At 71.2% G+C, this 16840-nt stretch carries 13 protein-coding genes and 1 tRNA gene; 6 read left to right on the forward strand and 8 right to left on the reverse strand.

Annotated features, from left to right (window positions below; genetic code table 11):
- Positions 1 to 81: 81 nt before the first annotated feature.
- Genes IE277_RS00640 through IE277_RS00655 form a run of 4 tightly spaced genes read left to right on the forward strand, consistent with a single transcriptional unit; the run spans position 82 to position 4512 of the window.
- A complete protein-coding gene (locus IE277_RS00640) occupies positions 82 to 1014 on the forward strand; it encodes a branched-chain amino acid ABC transporter permease (RefSeq protein ID WP_189947407.1) in 933 nt (310 codons plus the stop codon).
- A 5-nt stretch (positions 1015 to 1019) separates the two neighbouring features.
- The gene (locus IE277_RS00645) at positions 1020 to 2846 is read left to right on the forward strand and encodes a branched-chain amino acid ABC transporter permease (protein ID WP_189947409.1); all 1827 of its coding nucleotides are present in this window, start codon (positions 1020 to 1022) and stop codon (positions 2844 to 2846) included.
- Between the two features lie 5 nt (positions 2847 to 2851).
- Positions 2852 to 3799 (forward strand): ABC transporter ATP-binding protein, encoded by a 948-nt coding sequence (locus IE277_RS00650; RefSeq protein ID WP_189947410.1) that lies wholly within the window; start codon positions 2852 to 2854, stop codon positions 3797 to 3799.
- Entirely contained in the window at positions 3796 to 4512 is a 717-nt protein-coding gene (locus IE277_RS00655) for an ABC transporter ATP-binding protein (protein ID WP_189947412.1), read from the forward strand. The genes IE277_RS00650 and IE277_RS00655 overlap by 4 nt, the downstream gene beginning before the upstream one ends.
- Before the next feature lie 56 nt (positions 4513 to 4568).
- Here IE277_RS00655 and IE277_RS00660 read toward each other — a convergent pair whose 3' ends face one another.
- Positions 4569 to 5225, reverse strand: coding sequence for an ANTAR domain-containing response regulator (locus IE277_RS00660; RefSeq protein WP_189947414.1), 657 nt, complete (start codon positions 5223 to 5225; stop codon positions 4569 to 4571).
- 99 nt (positions 5226 to 5324) lie between these two features.
- Between IE277_RS00660 and IE277_RS00665 the strand changes: the two genes are divergently transcribed.
- Positions 5325 to 5399: transfer RNA gene (locus IE277_RS00665), tRNA-Leu, on the forward strand.
- Between the two features lie 94 nt (positions 5400 to 5493).
- Here the strand turns inward: IE277_RS00665 and pyk are convergent.
- The 7 genes from pyk to IE277_RS00700 form a co-directional block, all read right to left on the reverse strand.
- Positions 5494 to 6933, reverse strand: a complete 1440-nt coding sequence (gene pyk / locus IE277_RS00670; protein WP_189947416.1) for a pyruvate kinase — start codon at positions 6931 to 6933, stop codon at positions 5494 to 5496.
- A 128-nt stretch (positions 6934 to 7061) separates the two neighbouring features.
- Positions 7062 to 8474: a lysine N(6)-hydroxylase/L-ornithine N(5)-oxygenase family protein gene (locus IE277_RS00675; RefSeq protein WP_189947419.1), complete on the reverse strand. Its 1413-nt coding sequence runs from the start codon at positions 8472 to 8474 to the stop codon at positions 7062 to 7064.
- Positions 8471 to 9847 (reverse strand): pyridoxal phosphate-dependent decarboxylase family protein, encoded by a 1377-nt coding sequence (locus IE277_RS00680; RefSeq protein WP_189947421.1) that lies wholly within the window; start codon positions 9845 to 9847, stop codon positions 8471 to 8473. Before IE277_RS00680 ends, IE277_RS00675 begins: the two co-directional genes overlap by 4 nt.
- Positions 9848 to 10088: 241 nt before the next feature.
- The gene (locus IE277_RS00685; protein ID WP_189947422.1) at positions 10089 to 10919 is read right to left on the reverse strand and encodes an SDR family oxidoreductase; all 831 of its coding nucleotides are present in this window, start codon (positions 10917 to 10919) and stop codon (positions 10089 to 10091) included.
- Between the two features lie 111 nt (positions 10920 to 11030).
- Positions 11031 to 13583 (reverse strand): aminopeptidase N, encoded by a 2553-nt coding sequence (gene pepN, locus IE277_RS00690; protein WP_189947424.1) that lies wholly within the window; start codon positions 13581 to 13583, stop codon positions 11031 to 11033.
- Positions 13584 to 13678: 95 nt separating this feature from the next.
- Positions 13679 to 14026 (reverse strand): chorismate mutase, encoded by a 348-nt coding sequence (locus tag IE277_RS00695; protein WP_189947426.1) that lies wholly within the window; start codon positions 14024 to 14026, stop codon positions 13679 to 13681.
- 4 nt (positions 14027 to 14030) lie between these two features.
- Entirely contained in the window at positions 14031 to 14948 is a 918-nt protein-coding gene (locus IE277_RS00700) for a helix-turn-helix domain-containing protein (RefSeq protein ID WP_189947428.1), read from the reverse strand.
- Positions 14949 to 15046: 98 nt separating this feature from the next.
- Between IE277_RS00700 and IE277_RS00705 the strand changes: the two genes are divergently transcribed.
- On the forward strand, positions 15047 to 16804 hold the full coding sequence (locus tag IE277_RS00705) for a glycoside hydrolase family 35 protein (protein ID WP_189947430.1): 1758 nt from the start codon (positions 15047 to 15049) through the stop codon (positions 16802 to 16804).
- Positions 16805 to 16840 lie beyond the last annotated feature (36 nt).

Consider the following 16840-nt stretch of genomic DNA (forward strand, 5'->3'; position numbering starts at 1 on the left):
GTTCCACTGGCGCCCCGCGCGGTCTCGCATCCGGACATCCGGCACTCCCGTCGAACATCCGAAAGTCTCGGAGGACTTGCGGTGAACGAACTGCCGCAGCAGCTGGTCAACGGCCTGCTACTGGGATCCATGTACGGGCTGGTCGCCATTGGCTACACGATGGTCTACGGCATCGTCCAGCTCATCAACTTCGCCCACGGCGAGATCTTCATGACCGGCGCCTTCGGCGCCCTCACGGTCTACGCGTACGTCCTGCCCGACGGCACCTCCATGTGGGTCGCCCTGCCCCTCATGCTCATCGGCGGCATCCTCGTCGCCGTTCTGGTCGCCGTAGGAGCGGAACGATTCGCCTATCGCCCCCTGCGCAACGCGCCCCGGCTGGCCCCTCTCATCACGGCCATCGGCCTGTCCCTCGCCCTCCAGCAGGCGGTCTGGGCCTGGTACCCGGAGGCCAAGTCCGCGCGCACCTTCCCGCAGATCGGCGGCGGCCCCTTCCAGATAGGCAATGTCACCATCCAGACCGGTGACATCTTCCTGCTGATCGCCGCCCCCATCAGCATGGCGTTCCTCGCCTACTTCGTCATGAAGACGCGCACCGGACGCGGTATGCAGGCCACCGCCCAGGACCCCGACACCGCGAGGCTCATGGGCATCAACACCGACCGCATCATCGTGATCGCGTTCGCCCTCGGTGCCGCCTTCGCCGCCGTCGGCGGCGTGGCCGACGGCCTCAAGTACGGGCAGATCGACTTCCGTATGGGCTTCATCCTCGGTCTGAAGGCCTTCACCGCCGCCGTCCTCGGTGGCATCGGCAACATCTACGGCGCGATGATCGGCGGAGTCGTCCTCGGCATCGCCGAGACCCTCGCCACCGCCTACATCGCCGATCTCCCCGGCATGGCGAAGTTCGGCACCCAGTCCTGGGCCGACGTCTGGGCCTTCGTACTCCTCATCCTCGTTCTGCTGTTCAGGCCACAGGGTCTGCTCGGCGAGCGCGTCGCGGACAGGGCGTGACACCGATGACCACACAGACCACCGCATCAGACACCCCGAGCGCACCCGCCGCCGGGACCCAGACCGGCCTCATCGGGATCCCACCGCTCCTGGGCCGCGCCCTCGCCACCGCCGGCGGCGCCCTCACCGTCATCTCCACCTTCCTGGCCTGGACCTGGACCTCGGACTTCCCGGGCGACCTGACCGTCTACGGCTACCCGGGCGGTCTGCAGGTCCTCGTCCTCATCGGCGGCGCCCTCACCACACTGCTCGGCCTCGCCTCCTTCGGCGTCAAGGGCCTGCGCTGGCTCGTCCCCGCGGGTGCCGACGCGGCGCTGAAGTTCGCCGCCCTCGCCACCTTCGGCACCGTCTGGTACACCGTCATAGCGATCAGCGTCGAACTCGGCGGCCTCGTCAACCTCGAACCCGGCGGCTACCTCGTCGCCGTCACCAGCCTCGCCACCCTGCTCGGCGCCCTCGCCCTGCCCTTCCGGCGGCCCGAACCCGACCCCATCGACCCCGACGACAGCCGCTGGGAGCACACCAGGCACCGGGCCGCCCACAGCTGGGAGACCGTCAAGGCGGCCTTCTCCGCGGACGCGCCGCCCGCAGTGCGCCGGCTCCCCGCCTACGCCGAGATCCTCGTCATCGTCGTCGTCCTGGCGCTCGCGCTCACGGTCTTCACCTACGGCATCGGCACCGCCTACGACGAGCTGTTCATCGGCTTCCTCATCACGGCCGGCTTCGGCTTCGGCGCCCTGAGCAAGTCGGGCCTCATCGCCCATGCCTCCCAGATCACCTCCCGCCACCAGAACATCACCGTCTGCGGGGCGTTCGTCACCGCGGCGCTGTTCCCCTTCACCCAGACCGACGACCAGTACGCGACCCTCGGCGTCTACATCCTGATCTTCGCCACCGTCGCCCTCGGACTGAACATCGTCGTCGGCCTCGCCGGCCTTCTCGACCTCGGCTACGTCGCCTTCCTCGGCGTCGGCGCCTACGCCGCGTCCCTGGTGTCCGGCTCGCCCAGCTCGCCCTTCCATGTGCACTTCCCCTTCTGGGCCGCCGTCCTGGTGGGCGCTGCCGCCTCGCTCGTCTTCGGTGTGCTCATCGGCGCCCCGACCCTGCGCCTGCGCGGCGACTACCTGGCCATCGTCACCCTCGGTTTCGGTGAGATCTTCCGGATCACGGCCAACAACCTCGACGGCACCTCCGGACCCGATGTCACCAACGGCTCCAACGGAGTCTCGTCGATCCCGAACCTCGACATCCTCGGCTTCGACCTCGGCGCCCAGCACGACGTCGGCGGATTCACCATCGGCCGGTTCGCCAACTACTTCTTCCTGATGCTGGTCATCACCGCCGTCGTCGTACTCGTCTTCCGGCGCAGCGGTGACTCCCGCATCGGCCGCGCCTGGGTCGCCATCCGCGAGGACGAGACGGCGGCCCTCGCGATGGGCATCAACGGCTTCAGGGTCAAGCTCATCGCCTTCGCCGTCGGCGCCTCCCTCGCCGGACTCGCCGGGACCGTCCAGGCCCACGTCACCTACACCGTCACCCCCGAGCAGTACCTGTTCGCCGGTCCCATCCCACCCAACTCCGCCTTCCTGCTCGCCGCGGTCGTGCTCGGCGGCATGGGCACCATCGGCGGCCCCCTCATCGGTGCCTCGCTGCTCTTCCTCATCCCCAACAAGCTTCAGTTCCTCGGCGACTACCAGCTCTTCGCCTTCGGTGTCGCGCTGATCCTGCTGATGCGCTTCAGGCCGGAAGGCCTCGTGCCCAACCGGCGCCGTCAACTGGAGTTCCACGAAGAGGCCGAAGCGCCCACAGTCCTTGAGCCGACAGGGGCCTGACCACCATGACCACCGAAACCACCACCCGCGGTGAGACCATCCTCGACGCACGCGGCGTCACCATGCGCTTCGGCGGTCTCACCGCCGTACGCGATGTCGACCTCACCGTCAGCAGCGGTGAGATCGTCGGCCTCATCGGCCCCAACGGCGCCGGCAAGACGACCTTCTTCAACTGCCTCACCGGCCTGTACATCCCCACCGAGGGCGAGGTCCGCTACAAGGGCGCCGTCCTTCCGCCCAAGTCGTTCAAGGTCACCGCGGCCGGCGTGGCGCGCACCTTCCAGAACATCCGGCTGTTCGCCAACATGACGGTCCTGGAGAACGTCCTCGTGGGCCGGCACACCCGGACCAAGGAGGGGTTCTGGTCCGCCGTACTGCGCGGCCCGGGGTTCCACCGGGCGGAGAAGGCCTCCCGTGAACGCGCCATGGAGCTGCTGGCGTTCGTGGGCCTCGCGCCGAAGGCCGATCACCTGGCCCGCAACCTGCCCTACGGCGAGCAGCGCAAGCTGGAGATCGCCCGCGCGCTCGCCAGCGAACCGGGTCTGCTCCTGCTGGACGAGCCCACCGCCGGAATGAATCCGCAGGAGACCCGGGCCACCGAGGAACTCGTCTTCGCCATCCGTGACCAGGGCATCGCCGTCCTCGTCATCGAGCACGACATGAGGTTCATCTTCAACCTCTGCGACCGCGTCGCCGTGCTCGTGCAGGGCGCGAAGCTGGTCGAGGGGGACAGCGCCACCGTCCAGGGCGACGAGCGCGTCATCGCCGCCTACCTCGGCGAACCCTTCGAGAACGCCCCCGGCGCCGAGGAGGTCGCCGAGGTCGAGGCCGCGGAGGCCGCCCAGGCCGAGACCGCTGAGGCCGCTGAGGCCACTGAGGCCGAGACCGAAGCGGCTGAGGCCCAGGCCGAACCCAGCACGGACGCCGCGCCCGGCAAGGAGAGCGACCGATGACCGCACTGCTCGAAGTCGAGGACCTCCGGGTCGCCTACGGCAAGATCGAGGCCGTCAAAGGCATCTCCTTCAAGGTCGAGGCGGGCGAGGTCGTCACCCTCATCGGCACCAACGGCGCCGGCAAGACCACGACCCTGCGCACGCTCTCAGGCCTGCTCAAGCCGGTCGGCGGCCAGATCAGGTTCAACGGCAAGTCCCTGAAGAAGGTCCCCGCGCACGAGATCGTCCAACTCGGCCTCGCCCACTCCCCCGAGGGCCGGCACATCTTCCCGCGCATGTCGATCGAGGACAATCTGCGCCTCGGCGCGTTCCTGCGCACCGACAAGCCGGGCATCGAGAAGGACATCCAGCGGGCCTACGACCTCTTCGCGATCCTGGGCGAGCGGCGCAAGCAGGCCGCCGGCACCCTCTCCGGCGGTGAGCAGCAGATGCTGGCGATGGGCAGGGCGCTGATGTCCCAGCCGAAGCTGCTGATGCTGGACGAGCCGTCGATGGGTCTGTCGCCGATCATGATGCAGAAGATCATGGCGACGATCGCCGAGCTGAAGTCACAGGGCACGACGATTCTGCTGGTCGAGCAGAACGCCCAGGCGGCGCTCTCGCTCGCCGACCACGGTCATGTCATGGAGGTGGGCACCATCGTGCTGTCCGGCACCGGGCGGGACCTGCTGCATGACGAGTCCGTGCGGAAGGCGTATCTCGGCGAGGACTAGACGCAACGCTGGTTCCCCGCGCCCTTGCCCGGCGCGGGGAACGTCGGCCGGAAGAGTCAGGGCTTCTTCGTGGACTTCTTCTCCTCGTTGTCCGCGATGACCGCCTCGGCGACCTGCTGCATCGACATACGGCGGTCCATCGAGGTCTTCTGGATCCAGCGGAAGGCGGCCGGCTCGGTCAGGCCGTACTCGGTCTGCAGGATCGACTTCGCGCGGTCGACCAGCTTGCGGGTCTCCAGGCGCTGGGTGAGGTCGGCGACCTCCTGCTCCAGCTGCTTCAGCTCGGTGAAGCGGGAGACGGCCATCTCGATGGCCGGGACGACGTCGCTCTTGCTGAACGGCTTGACCAGGTACGCCATGGCACCCGCGTCCCGGGCACGCTCGACGAGGTCGCGCTGTGAGAACGCGGTGAGCATCAGGACCGGCGCGATGGACTCCTCGGCGATCTTCTCGGCCGCGGAGATGCCGTCCAGCTTGGGCATCTTCACATCGAGGATGACCAGGTCCGGCTTGTGCTCGCGGGCCAGCTCGACGGCCTGCTCACCGTCCCCGGCCTCACCGACGACGGTGTACCCCTCCTCCTCCAGCATCTCTTTCAGATCGAGCCGGATCAGGGCCTCGTCCTCGGCGATGACGACGCGGGTCGTCAGCGGAGGCACGTGCGACTTGTCGTCGTCGGGCGCGTCTACGGGCTGGGGCGACTCGGCGGTCACAGGGGCTCCTCGTTCAGGCAGGGGTACTGCTGACAAGAGCCTACCTAGCTACGGTATGGTGGACGCGCGGAGGGTCGGGGGAAACCTTGGATTCTGCGAGCCCCGGTAGCCCAATTGGCAGCAGGCAACGGATTCAAAACCCGTACAGTGTCGGTTCGAGTCCGACCCGGGGCACTTATCCTTGGATTCCAAGGTCGGCGCCCTGGAGGGCCCCTCGGGTGAGGGGCCCTTTTTCACGCCCTCTTTCTCATGCTTTCGGGCTGTCGTCTCATGCTTTCGGGCTGTCGTCCTCACCGATGTGGTGGACCCGGACCATATTGGTCGAGCCCGAGACTCCGGGCGGGGAACCCGCCGTGATCACCACGACATCGCCCCGCTTGCAGCGGCCGTACTTCAGCAGCAGCTCGTCCACCTGGTCGACCATGGCGTCGGTGGAGTCGACATGCGGGCCGAGGAACGTCTCGGCACCCCAGGTCAGGCTGAGCTGGGAGCGGGTGGCCTGCTCCGGGGTGAAGGCGAGCAGCGGGATCGGCGAGCGGTAGCGGGACAGCCGTCGGGCGGTGTCTCCCGACTGGGTGAAGGCCACGAGGAACTTCGCGCCGAGGAAGTCGCCCATCTCCGCGGCGGCACGGGCGACCGCACCGCCCTGGGTGCGCGGCTTGTTCCGCTCGGTCAGCGGCGGCAACCCCTTGGCCAGCATGTCCTCCTCGGCGGCCGCGACGATCTTCGCCATGGTGCGCACGGTCTCGATCGGGTACGTGCCGACGCTGGTCTCGCCGGAGAGCATCACCGCGTCCGTGCCGTCGAGGACCGCGTTGGCCACGTCGGAGGCCTCGGCGCGGGTCGGCCGGGAGTTCGCGATCATCGATTCGAGCATCTGGGTGGCGACGATGACCGGCTTGGCGTTGCGCTTGGCCAGCTTGATCGCGCGCTTCTGCACGATCGGCACCTGCTCCAGCGGCATCTCCACGCCCAGGTCGCCGCGCGCGACCATGAGCCCGTCGAAGGCGGCCACGATGCCGTCGAGGTTCTCCACGGCCTGCGGCTTCTCGACCTTGGCGATCAGCGGGAGGCGGCGGTCCTCCTCGGCCATGATCCGGTGCACGTCCCTGGCGTCGTCACCGCTGCGTACGAAGGAGAGGGCGATGACGTCGAACCCGGTGCGCAGCGCCCAGCGCAGGTCGTCCTCGTCCTTCTCGGAGAGGGCGGGGACGGAGACGGCGACACCCGGGAGGTTCAGCCCCTTGTGGTCGGAGATCACACCGCCCTCGACCACCCGGGTGCGCACACGGGGACCGTCGACGGCGGTGACCTCCAGGCAGACCTTGCCGTCGTCCACGAGCACGCGCTCACCGGGCGAGACGTCGCTCGCGAGGCCGGCGTACGTGGTGCCGCACCGGTGGCGGTCCCCCTCGACGCCCTCCTCCACGGTGATGGTGAAGGTGTCGCCGCGTTCAAGGAGTACCGGCCCTTCGGCGAAACGGCCGAGCCGGATCTTCGGGCCTTGAAGGTCGGCGAGGATTCCGACGCTGCGGCCGGTCTCGTCGGCCGCCTTGCGCACCCGCCGGTAGCGCTCCTCGTGTTCGGCGTGGGTGCCGTGGCTGAGGTTGAAACGGGCGACGTCCATTCCGGCGTCGACCAGTGCCTTGATCTGGTCGTACGAGTCGGTGGCGGGCCCCAGAGTACAGACGATCTTTGCTCGGCGCATACGTCGAGCCTAGGGCTTACCGGCGGGTAGAGAATCGGCCGCACATGTCCACTCAACAACCTTTGCGTGAAGCGTCATTGACAAGTGTTGAATTGTGCGGCCGTTCGCTCCGATGAGCGAATTCCCTGTCAGCGTCCTTCGACCAGGGGGATGAGGCGTGGTGCCTGCCGGGCCCGCGGGATCTGGGGCCGGCCCTCCGGGAGGCCGAACGTGGTGAAGGCCGTCCGGGCGGCCTGCGGATAAGGGTCCTTCCCGGTGAGGGAGTTGAGGATGGTGGCGCTGCGCCAGGCGGCGAGGCCCAGGTCGGGCGCGCCCACGCCATGGGTGTGCCGCTCGGCGTTCTGGACGTACACCGAGCCGGTCACACACGGGTCGAGGACGAGCCGGAACTCGTTGTCGATGCGGGGCCGTTCGCTGCTGTCGCGGCGCATATAAGGGTCGAGACCGGCGAGGATGCGGCTGAGCGGGCGCTCGCGGTAGCCGGTGGCGAGGACGACGGCGCCGGTGGTGAGCCGGGAGCGGCCGCCCTGCTGGATGTGTTCCAGATGGAGTTCGACCTTGGTGGTGGCGATCCGGCCGGCGGTGCGCACCCGCACCCCCGGGGTGAGGACGGCGTCGGGCCAGCCGCCGTGCAGGGTGCGCCGGTACAGCTCGTCGTGGATGGCGGCGAGCGTGCCGGCGTCGATGCCCTTGTGCAGCTGCCACTGCGCGGCGATCAGCCGGTCCCGGACGGGCTCGGGCAGCCCGTGGAAATAGCGGGTGTAGTCGGGGGTGAAGTGCTCCAGGCCGAGCTTGGAGTACTCCATCGGGGCGAACGCCTCGCTGCGGCCGATCCAGTGCAGCTTCTCCCGGCCGGCGGGCCGGTGCCGCAGCAGGTCGAGGAAGACCTCGGCGCCGGACTGTCCGGAGCCGACGACGGTGACATGGTCGGCGGCCAGGAGGACGGACCGGTGGTCCAGATAGTCGGCGGCATGGATGACGGGCACGCCCGGGGCGTCCACCAGTGGCTTGAGCGGGTCGGGCACATAGGGGGCGGTGCCGACGCCGAGGGCGACGTTACGGCAGTAGGTACGGCCCAGGGCCTCGGCCTCGCCCTCGGCGTCGAGCTGGGTGAAGTCGACCTCGAACACATCCCGTTCGGGATTCCAGCGCACCGCGTCGACCTGGTGGCGGAAGGACAGCGCGGGCAGGTTCTGTGCGACCCAGCGGCAGTAGGCGTCGTACTCGGCGCGCTGGATGTGGAAGCGCTCGGAGAAGTAGAAGGGGAAGAGCCGCTCGCGGGATCTGAGGTAGCTCAAGAAGCTCCAGGGGCTGGTCGGGTCGGCGAGGGTCACCAGGTCGGCCAGGAACGGAACTTGGAGGGTGGCGCCCTCGATGAGCAGGCCCGGGTGCCAGTCGAAGCCGGGGCGCTGGTCGTAGAAGACGGCGTCGAGTTCGGCGAGCGGGTCGGCGAGGGCGGCCAGCGAGAGGTTGCAGGGACCGATGCCGACGCCCACGAGGTCGCGGGGGGAAGTGGCGTCGTGGTGTGGGGGGTTGGTCATACGAGGGAGCCTTCTTCCACGAGTTTCAGGAGCTGGGCCAGGTCGTCCGGCCGGGTGTGGGGGTTGAGGAAGGTGGCCTTGAGCCAGAGACGGTCGTCGAGCCGGGCGCGCCCGAGGACGGCCCGGCCCTCGCGCAGCAGCCCGCGGCGTACGGCTGCCACGGCGTCGTCGGCGGCGCCTTGGGGCCGGAACAGCACCGTGCTGATCACGGGCCGGTCGTACAGCTCGAAGCCGGGGTGGTCCCGGACCAGCTCGGCGAACTCGCGGGCGCGGGCGCAGACCTGGTCGACCAGGGCGCCGAGACCGCCGCGGCCGAGGGCCCTCAGGGTGACCGCGATCTTGAGGACGTCGGGGCGGCGGGTGGTGCGCAGGGAGCGGTCGAGCAGGTCGGGAAGGCCGGCTTCGGTGTCGTCGCCGGCGTTCAGATAGTCGGCGCGCTGGTGGAGTACGGCGAGTTCGCGGGGGCGGGCGACGGCGAGCAGACCGGCGGCGACCGGCTGCCAGCCGAGCTTGTGCAGATCGAGGGTGACGGTGTGGGCGGCTTCGAGTCCGGCGAGTCTGTCGCGGTGCCGGTCGCTGAAGAGGAGGCCCCCGCCGTAGGCCGCGTCGATGTGCAGCCGGGCTCCGTGGGCGGAGCACAGTCCGGCGATCTCGGGCAGCGGGTCGATGAGTCCGGCGTCGGTGGTGCCGGCGGTGGCGGCGACCAGCAGGGGGCCGCAGAGCGTGGTGAGGGCCTCGTCGAGGGCGGCGAGGTCGAGGGTGCCGGCCGCGGCCGGGACGACCACCGGTTCGGGCAGGCCGAGCAGCCAGGCGGCGCGCGGCAGCGAGTGGTGGGCGTTGGTCCCGCACACGAGCCGTACGCCGGCGCCGTGTGCCTCGCGGGCGAGCAGCAGGGCGAGCTGGTTGGACTCGGTGCCGCCGGTGGTGACGAGGGCGTCGGCGAGCCCGGCGGCGTGGGCGAGCGCGCGGGTGACGGCGGCCTCCAGGGCGGACGCGGCCGGGGCCTGGTCCCAGGAGTCCAGGGAGGGGTTGAGGGCGCTCACGGCGAGGTCGGCGGCGGTGGCCACGGCGAGGGGCGGGCAGTGCAGATGGGCCGCGCACAGCGGCTCCGCGGGGTCGGCGGCGCCCTCCGCCAGGGCGTACACGAGGGTGCGCAGGGCCTCGGGGTCGCCCTGCTCCGGCAGGACGTCCCCGAGGATCTCGGCGACGCGCGCGGCGACGGCCTCGGGTCCCCCGGCGGGCAGCGGCCCGCCGCGCGCCCGGCCGCCGGCCGCGAGCGCCTCCAGGACAGTGCCGAGCAGGGGGCGCAGGGCGGCGGGGCCGTGCGGGCCCGAGGCGAGGGGCGGCGTACGCAGAGGTTCGGCACCGCTCATCGGCTGTCCTCCGCTCAGGGGCTCTGCTCCCCGCGGGCCAGGCCCGCGGGGAGTCTCCGGCGCCGGTGGTCTCCCGGCTTGTAGCTGGACTTCCAGCTTGTACGGAAAGAGTCCTGTGCGTCCAAAAAGCCCAACGATCACACCCGAAAGGGGGTATCTCCGTGCGGGGAAAGCGTGTCGGGTTGAGGAACGGACCGTTCGCTGCCGCCCCCGGCCGGGGGACCGAGGGGGTGGCTAGGCCCTAGGCCGCTCCGCCGAAGTCCGCGGTGTGGTCGCGGGCCCAGCGGGCGAAGGGGCGGGCCGGGGTGCCGGTGAGCTTCTCCACGGTGTCGGTGATCTCCGGGGGCACCCCGACGCTCTCCTCGAAGGTCCGCAGCAGCCGTTCGAGCATCTGCGGCGGGACGTGCGGGTACAGCTCGGTGCCCGCCTCGCGGGGGTCCGCCTCCACGAACGTGAGCTCTCTGCCGACGGCCGCGCCGATCGCCGCGACCTGCTCGGCGTTGGTGGTCGCCACGGGCCCGGTCAGCCGGTGCGCGGCACCCTCGTGTCCGCCGTCGAGCAGGGCCCGCTCGGCGACTGCCGCGATGTCGTCCTCGTGGATCGGCGCGGAGAGCGCGCCCGCGAACACTCCGCGGACGGTGTCCCCGGCGCGGATCTGCGGGGCCCACTGCAGGGCGTTGGTGGCGAAGCCGCCCGGGCGCAGAAAGGTCCAGTCGAGCCCGCTGTCGCGGATCTGCCGCTCGACGGTGGCGTGCATGACATGGATGGGGTGGGTCTCGTCGGCGCCCTCCTCGATGATGGCGCTGGACAACAGCACGACCTGCCGCACCCCGTGGGCGCGGGCCGCCGTCAGCAGGTCGGCCGTTTCGGGGTGGGCGTAGAGGAAGACGGCCGTCGCGCCGCCGAACAGGGCGGCCGGGTCGTCCGACCGGAGCCGCACCACCTCGGCGCCGTCGGGCAGAGCGGCCCGCTGCGGGTCGCGGGTGAGCGCCCGCACGGGCCGGCCCGCGGCGAGGAGACGGTGGACGAGGGCACGGCCGACATTGCCGGTCGCGCCGGTCACTACGATCACGAAGGTGCCTCCGAAGGATCGGCTGATCGTTCCTGACCCTCCCGAGCCTAGGAAGGCACCCGGACCCCCGGCATCGTCACAAGGGACGAGCCAAGTCCTGGTCCGCTGGACCTACTCCGCCCGCGCTGTCTCTTCCGGCTCTTCCGTCTCTTCGCTCTCTTCCAGCGGTTCCCGGCGCTCGCCCGGCTCGCCGCGGACCCGCAGGGCCCGGGTCAGGTCGTCGAGGCGGTCGGCGAGGGCACGGCGCAGCGCCGGGGTGAGGTCGGCGTCATGCAGGGCGGCCTCGCCGAGCCGCAGGTTCCCGGTGTCGACGGCATGGGCCGGGAAGGCCCAGCGGCCGGCGGCGACCGCTATCGCGGGGCCGCGCCGGGCCGCGAGTGCCGTGGCGTCCGGGTAGAAACGCGGCACGTACTCCCGTACCAGATCGGCCTGTTCGGGCTGCCAGAAGCCCTGCGCGGTGGCCGTGAAGAGGTAGTTGGACAGCTCGTCGCCGGCGAACATCGCCTCCCAGGCCGCGCGCTTGGCCTCCGGGTCGGGCAGGGCGGCCCGGCAGCGGGCGGCGCCCTCCTGGCCGGTGGCGCTCGGGTCGCGCTCCAGCTCGGCCGCGATGGCGGCCTCGTCGGTGGCGCCGAGCACGGCGAGCCGGCCGAGGATGCGCCAGCGCAGCTCGGGGTCGAGTTCCGGCCCGCCGGGCACCGTGCCCTCGGCGAGCCAGGCGGCGATGGCGTCGGGGTGGGCGGCCACGGTGATCAGATACCGCACGGCGATCAGGCGTCGGCCGGGGTGGTCGCCGTCCTCGGTGCGCCGCAGCAGGTCGCGGCACAGGGCGGTGAGGGTCGACAGGGCGGCCGGGCGGTCCTCGGGCCGCAGGTACTGGTCGGTGATCTGGCCGCAGGCGAAGGCGAGGACACCTTGGAGGACGGCGAGGTCGGTCTCGCGCGGGAGGTGGGCGCGGGCCGTCTCCAGGTAGGCGGCGGGCGCCAGTTCGCCGTCGCGTACGGCGTCCCGCAGCGCGTTCCAGACGACCGCGCGGGTCAGCGGGTCGGGCAGGCCGGAGAGGGCGGCCCGGACCGTGGCGAAGGACTCGTCGTCGAAGCGGACCTTGGCGTAGGTGAGGTCGCCGTCGTTGAGCAGGAGCAGTGCGGGGCGCTTACCGACGGGCAGCGGGGCGGTCTGCGGGACGTCCAGGTCGAGGCGTGTGCGCAGCACCAGCCGGCCCTCGTCGGCGACCGCGTGGTCGTACACACCGGCGGTGAGGCGGTGCGGGCGGCTGCCCGCGCGGTCGACGGTCAGGTTGCTGGTGCCGTCGCCGGAGGCGAGGACGGGGGTGAGCTTGTCCACGCCGATGGTGCGCAGCCAGCTGTCGGCCCAGGCGGGCACATCCCGGTCGGTGGCGGAGGCGAGGGAGTCGATGAAGTCGGCGAGGGTGGCGTTGGCGAACTTGTGCCGGGCGAAGTGGGTGTTGATGCCCGTGAGGAAGTCCTTCTCGCCGAGCCAGGCGGCCAGTTGGCGCAGCGCGGAGGCGCCCTTGGCATAGGAGATGCCGTCGAAGTTGAGCAGTGCGGAGGCCGTGTCGTCGACCTTCTCGGGGGCGACCGGGTGGGTGGTGGGCCGCTGGTCGGCGTCGTAGCCCCAGGCCTTGCGGGCGACCGCGAACTCGGTCCAGGGGCCGGTGAAGCGGGTGGCCTCGGCGGTGGTCTGGTAGCCCATGTACTCGGCGAAGGACTCGTTCAGCCAGATGTCGTCCCACCACTTGAGGGTGACGAGGTCACCGAACCACATGTGGGCCATCTCGTGCGCGATCACCATGGCGCGGGTCTCGCGCTCGGTGTCGGTGACGGCGGAGCGGAAGACGAAGTCGTCGCGGAAGGTGACGAGGCCCGGGTTCTCCATGGCGCCCGCGTTGAACTCGGGGACGAAGGCCTGGTCGTAGGAGTCGAAGGGGTACGGCTCGTCGAACTTCTCGTGGTAGCGGTCGAAGCACGCGCGCGTGACGTCGAAGATCTCCTCGGCGTCGGTGTCGAGATACGGCGCGAGGGAGCGGCGGCAGTGGATCCCGAAGGGCAGTCCCCGGTGCTCGGTGCGCACCGAGTGCCAGGGACCGCCGGCGACGGCGACGAGGTACGTGGAGATCGGCGGCGTGGGCGCGGCCTGCCACACGCCGTCGGCGCGCTGTGCGGTGACGCCGTTGGCGAGCACGGTCCAGCCCGCGGGCGCCTTGACGCAGACCTCGAAGACGGCCTTCAGGTCGGGCTGGTCGAAGGCGGCGAAGACACGCTGGACGTCGTCCATGAACATCTGGGTGTAGACGTACGTCTCGCCGTCGCTCGGGTCGGTGAAGCGGTGCATGCCCTCGCCGGTGCGGGAGTAGCGCATGGCGGCCTCGACACTCAGCTCGTGCTCCCCCGCGCCGAGGTTCTTCAGCGCCAGCCGGCCGTCGTGCAGCGACTCGGGGTCCAGGGGCGCTCCGTCGAGCGTGACGGCGCGCAACTCCGCGGGCTTCAGCTCCACGAACGTGTCCCCGTCGGACAGCGCGGTGAACCGGATCACGGTCCGCGAGTCGAAGGTCTCGTCCCCGGTCGTCAGGTCCAGTTCGACCGTGTAGCGGTGGACGTCGAGGAGCTGTGCTCGGAGCTGCGCTTCATCGCGCGTGAGAACGGACATGCAGGCCATGCTGCCCGATGCCACTGACAGCGCACAGGGGGTGGGCGGATTCACGGCATATGTCCGACTCACCGGCCCCGGGAGTCACACCGGTGTCAGTCGCCCGCCTGCAGGCCGTTGGCCGTGTCCTCGGCGATGCGCTCGTGGTGCCGGATCACCTCCGCGATGATGAAGTTCAGGAACTTCTCGGCGAACGCCGGGTCGAGCTTGGCGTTCTCCGCGAGGCGGCGCAGCCGTTCGATCTGGCGTGCCTCGCGGGCCGGGTCGGCGGGCGGCAGCTGGTGCGCCGCCTTGAGCCGGCCCACCTGCTGGGTGGCCTTGAAACGCTCGGCGAGCAGATGGACGACGGCCGCGTCGATGTTGTCGATGCTCTCGCGCAGCCGGTCCAGTTCCCGGCGGACCTCGGGGTCCACGTCTCCGTTTGCGGTGTTCCTGGTGGTCATGACATCACCCTATGGGTTCGCCGGGCCCGGTCTGCGGGGTGTCCGGAGAGTGGATCACCGGCGGATCGTCCGGGTCCGGGACGCGGTCGCTCCAGCCGCCGGGCACGCTGCGGCCCTGCTGGGCGCGGAAGCGGACCGGCGCGAGGCCCACGCGGCGCGTGAACAGCCGGGAGAAGTAGGCGGGGTCGTCGTAACCGACGCGGCGGGCGACGGCGGCGACGGGCAGCTCGGTGGCGGCCAGGAGTTCCTTGGCCCGGCCGAGGCGGATGCCGAGCAGATAGTCCTTGGGGCTGCAGCCCGCGGCCCGGCGCACGGCGCCGCGCAGCTCGGCGGCGGTCATCCCGTGCCGGGCGGCGTGGTCGGCGACGCTCATCGGCGTGCAGGCGTCGCGCGCGAGCGCCTGGAGCACCTGGTCGCCGTCCGGGGCGAGGTCGGCGCGCGCACGGCGCAGGGCGACGAGGAGTTCGTGCACGGCGGCGCCGGTCTCCACCTCCAGCAGCGGGTTGCCGCGGCGGGCGGCGCGGGCGATGCGGGCGACCACCGCGCGGGGCCCCGAGGCGTCGGAGAGCGGCACGACGGGCCGCTCGGGCTCGATGTAACCGAGGTCGGTGTACGTCGTCGTGGCGGGCCCGGCGAAGTCGACGAAGCCCTCGTCCCAGCCGGTGTCCGGATCGGGCGCGTAGTGGTGCGGCACACCGGGGGTGAGCCAGAGCAGCGCGGGCGCGGTGACGGCCGTGCGACGGCCGTCGGCGCCCCGGTACCAGCCGCGGCCCGCGCTGATCACGACGGCCACATGGTGATCGAGGGTGCGCGGGCCGACCGTGGGCAGCGCGCCGTGCTGGAGTCCGACGCCGAGGCAGACCAGGCCGAGGCGGTGGTGTGCGGGGCCGGGGCTGAAGAACCGCATCCAGGTCTGGTACATCGGTGCTCCTCCCGGCGTCGGCGGCCGCGGACGTTTGTCCAAGCAGCGCCGATCTTCGTCCATGGCACGCATGGCCGGAAGGGGTGAGGCTGGGGCGCATGAGCGAGTTCACGGTGGGGGAAGCCGACTTCCTGCTGGACGGGAGGCCGGTGCGGCTGCTGTCCGGGGCGCTGCACTACTTCCGGGTGCACGAGGAGCACTGGCGGCACCGGCTGGCGATGCTGCGGGCGATGGGCCTGAACTGCGTGGAGACGTACGTCCCCTGGAACCTGCACCGGCCGGTCCCGGGCGGCCACCGGGACGTGCACGCGCTCGGCCGCTTCCTGGACGCGGTCCGGGAGGCCGGTCTGTGGGCGATCGTGCGGCCGGGCCCCTACATCTGCGCCGAGTGGGACAACGGCGGTCTGCCGCCCTGGATCACCGGCGAGCCGGGAACGCGTGTACGCACGCGTGACGAGCGTTATCTGTCCTCTGTAAAGCACTGGTTCCACCGCCTGATGCCCGAGATCGTGCCCCGGCAGATCGACCGCGGCGGCCCGGTGGTCCTGGTGCAGGTCGAGAACGAGTACGGCAGCTACGGCAGCGACACCGGCTATCTGCGCCAGCTGGCGGATCTGCTGCGCGCCGAGGGGATCGCCGTCCCGCTGTGCACCTCGGACGGCCCCGAGGACCACATGCTGAGCGGAGGTTCGCTGCCCGGGGTGCTCGCCACGGTGAATTTCGGCTCCCACGCGCGCGAGGCCTTCGCGGCGCTGCGCAGGCACCGCCCCGAGGGTCCGCTGATGTGCATGGAGTTCTGGTGCGGCTGGTTCGACCACTGGGCCGGCGAGCATGTCGTACGGGACCCGGAGGAGGCCGCCGGGGTGCTGCGGGAGATCCTGGAGTGCGGGGCGTCGGTGAACCTCTACATGGCGCACGGCGGCACGAGCTTCGGCGGCTGGGCGGGCGCCAACCGGGGCGGCGGCGCGCCGCACGAGGGCCCGCTGGAGCCGGATGTGACCTCCTATGACTACGACGCCCCCGTGGACGAGTACGGCCGCGCCACGGAGAAGTTCTGGCGCTTTCGCGAGGTACTGGCCGGCCACCATGACGGGCCGCTGCCCGAACTGCCGCCGCCGCCCGCCTCGTTGGGCCGCCCGGCCGAGGTGACACTCGACGGCTGGGCATCCCTGGACGACGTCCTTCGGGCCCTGGGCGGCGAGGAGACGGTGGCCCCGCTCCCGCCCGCGTTCGAGGACCTGCGCGTCACCCGGGGACTGGTGCGCTACGAGGTGGACGTGCCCGGTCCGCGGCAGCCGTACCCGCTGACCCTGCGCGGGCTGCGGGATCTCGCGGTGGTGTACGTGGACGGCGAGCGGGCCGGGGTGCTCACCGAGGAGGAGCCGCGGCTGAAGGAGCCCGTCGCGGGTCCCGCGCGCGTGGTGGCGTGGGTGGAGTCTCTCGGACGGGTGAACTACGGGCCGCGCTTCGGTGAGGCGAAGGGGATCACCGGCGGCATCCTGCACGAGCGGCAGTATCTGCACGGGGTACGCGCGCGTGGGCTGGATCTGGACGCCTTCTCGGACGGTGTGGCGCGGGTGCCGTTCGGCGCGCTGCCCGAGGAGGGCGCGGCGGGCCTGTACCGGGGCACTGCCGTGGTCCGCGGGGCCGGGGACGCCCGGCTGGAGCTGCCCGGGCTGACCCGCGGTTTCGTCTGGATCAACGGCTTCGCTCTGGGCCGTTACTGGTCGGTGGGCCCCCAGCGGTCCCTGTACGTCCCCGGCCCGGTGCTGCGGGAGGGCGCGAACGACGTGTGGGTGCTGGAGCTGCAGGAGACCGGCCCGGACCGGCCGGCACCCCGGCTGCTGCCGGTGTGACCTGCCGTGCGTGCCGCCTACAGTGGAGAGGAGTTC

The organism is Streptomyces alanosinicus (assembly GCF_014650595.1).
Classification (GTDB): Bacteria; Actinomycetota; Actinomycetes; order Streptomycetales; family Streptomycetaceae; genus Streptomyces; species Streptomyces alanosinicus.